We start from the raw sequence: 3033 nt of genomic DNA on the forward strand, positions 1-3033 counted from the left end.
TTGGTGATTTCTTTAAACCTTGTCCTAGCAGGGCTAAGGCTGGGTTTAAAAAATCGCCAAGTGGGTGAAAAGTGGGTTTCTGATGATTGTTCCTATTTATGCAAAGGTCTCTAAGGGTAACAAAAAAAATCCTAGTACGATTTATCCGCAAGAGTGGCTCTATTTTTGGATTTTTTTGAGGATACACAAGAGACCTTGATATTTTTTTTTAAATGTTACAGTATATTTTTTAATCATTATTTTTTGAACATGAAAAACAAACTAACTAAACTCCTTGCAATTACCATCTTTTCAATCTCTTTAAATGCTTTTAGTCTTCTGCCACTAACTCCAGTCATCACAATCAGCACTAGTTATGTTAGCGCTACTGCTGGAACTGCTATTACACCTGTTACCATTACTAATGCAGGTTTGATTTCTTATTACTCAATTTCTCCTGCTATTTCCAATGGCTTATCCTTCAATACAAACACTGGAGCTATCTCTGGGGTGCCAATTGTTGCCTCTGATCCAGTGACTTATGTTATAACAGCAACCAGTTTCTTTACCTATAATGAGGACACTGTAACTGTTGTTATTGCTGTTGGTATTGGTGATATTAATTTAGCCCTTGGAAAACCTGCTACACAATCCAGCACATATCTATATTCATACGGCATCCATGCTGTTGCTAGCTATGCAGTCGATGGTAACACTGATGGTAAATTCTCCAATAGAAGCACAACCCACACCCAATATGAACAAGGCGCTTGGTGGCAGGTTGACCTAGGCAGTCAAAAAAATATCAAGCAAATTATTATCTACAACCGCACTGATTATTGTTGTGTCAATAGACTAAGCAACTACCAAGTTAGTATCTCCAATAAAGCAGACTTCAGCACCCACACTTATCAACAAGACTTTCGTGTCGCGCCTAATCCCAAAAAAACCATTCGATTAGACGCATCAGACAAACAAGGTCGCTATGTTAGAATCCAGTTGCTTGATAAGGACTATCTGTCTTTAGCAGAAGTTCAGGTTATGGGTGTTGATCCTTTGCATTTTGCTAAGGTGAATTATTCTAGTGCTCGGAATGATTTTGGTGGGTTTAATAATGTGCCAAATTATGCCAATAAGACAGCTTTTGCTGCTATTAAAGCCGACGGTTCAATCATGGCGTGGGGTAATTCAAATAATGGAGGCACAAACGCACCCACTGACAGTGGTTATACCGAGATTTATTCAAATAGGTATGCCTTTGCCGCCCTTAAAGCTGATGGTTCAATCACGGCGTGGGGTAGCGCATATGCTGGAGGCACAGGTGCACCTTCTGACAGTGGCTATACCAAGATTTATTCAAATGCAGTTGCCTTTGCCGCCCTTAAAGCTGATGGTTCAATCACGGCGTGGGGTGATTCATATTCTGGAGGCACAGGTGCACCTTCTGGCAGTGGCTATACCAAGATTTATTCTAATAGAAGAGCCTTTGCTGTTCTTACACACGATGGCTCAATCATGGTGTGGGGTAGCTCAAAGTATGGAGCCACAAACGCACCCACTGATAAAGGCTATATCAAGATTTATTCAAATGCAACTGCCTTTGCCGCCCTTAAAGCCGATGGTTCAATCACGGCGTGGGGTAGCCCATATTTTGGAGGCACAGGTGCACCCACTGACAGTGGTTATACCAAGATTTATTCAAATGCATATGCCTTTGCCGCCCTTAAGGCTAACGGTTCAATCAAGGCGTGGGGTGATTCAAATTCTGGAGGTGCAAACGCACTCACTGACAAAGGCTATATCAAAATTTATTCAAATGCAACTGCCTTTGCCGCCCTTAAAGCCGACGGTTCAATCAAGGTGTGGGGTAGTCCAGATTCTGGAGGCGCAAACGCACCCACTGACAAAGGTTATATCAAGATTTATTCAACTGCATATTCCTTTGCCGCCCTTAAAGCCGATGGCTCAATCACGGTGTGGGGTGACTCATTTACTGGAGGCGGAAACACATCCAGCGCACCCACTGATAAAGGCTACATTAAGATTTATTCAACTGATAGTGCTTTTGCTGCCCTTAAAGCCGATGGCTCAATTACATCGTGGGGTAACTTAGATAATTTTTGGACTGTGCCAATAAATAAAACCACAAACGCACCCACTGACAAGGGTTATACCAAGATTTATTCAAATGCATATGCCTTTAGCGCTGTTAAGCCCGATGGCTCAATCAGGACATGGGGTGACCCAAGTTATGGAGGTATATATACCTCTGGTTATAATCTAGCACTTGGAAAACCTGCCACACAATCCAGCAATTCTAATGAGACTGATTATCATGCCTCACAAGCAGTTAACGGCAACACTGATGGTGTCTGGTATAACAACAGCATAACCCACACCCAATATGAACAAGGTGCTTGGTGGCAGGTTGATCTAGGCAGCAAGAAAAACATCAGTCAAATCCTTATCTACAACCGCACTGATTGTTGTGCAAATAGACTAAGCAACTACCAAGTTAGTATTTCTGATAAAGCAGACTTCAGTACCCATGCTTATCAGCAAGATTTTCATGTCGCGCCTAACCCAAAAAAAACCATTACATTAGATGCACCAGGTAAGCAAGGTCGTTATGTTAGAATCCAGTTGCTTGACGAAAACTACTTGTCTCTAGCAGAAGTTCAAGTTGTGGGTATTGATCTTTAAATCAAACGCAGCAAAAGTGTTTCAGTTGCTGGTCACTTAGATTATGGTGCGCTGGTGGTTAATCATCATTCAGTGGGTAAATTTGTAAGTGATGTGGCGTACACACTAGCGGCATTAAGAGTGCTGGACGCTCTTAAAACGAGGCTATCATAGTACTTTCCATTGAGCGTGCAAAAGTTGATAGAATCTTGACAAAATTGTTTTTAACTGTTACAGTTATACAAAATTCAAAAAACAACAATACTATAAACAGTGTATAATAATCATTTTTTTCACCAACAAAACAAAGCCAAAAAGAATCCAACTACCTGATGATTTTTATAAACACGATTTTAAGCAACTAGCCAAGAT

At 41.0% G+C, this 3033-nt stretch carries 1 protein-coding gene; it reads left to right on the forward strand.

The window, feature by feature from the left end:
• Nucleotides 1–249 precede the first annotated feature (249 nt).
• Complete coding sequence (locus tag BBROOKSOX_RS09765; protein WP_139661491.1) at nt 250–2682, forward strand: galactose-binding domain-containing protein; 2433 nt, start codon at nt 250–252, stop codon at nt 2680–2682.
• Nucleotides 2683–3033: the final 351 nt, after the last annotated feature.

The sequence above is a fragment of the bacterium endosymbiont of Bathymodiolus sp. 5 South genome (assembly GCF_900128535.1).
Lineage (GTDB): Bacteria > Pseudomonadota > Gammaproteobacteria > PS1 > Pseudothioglobaceae > Thiodubiliella.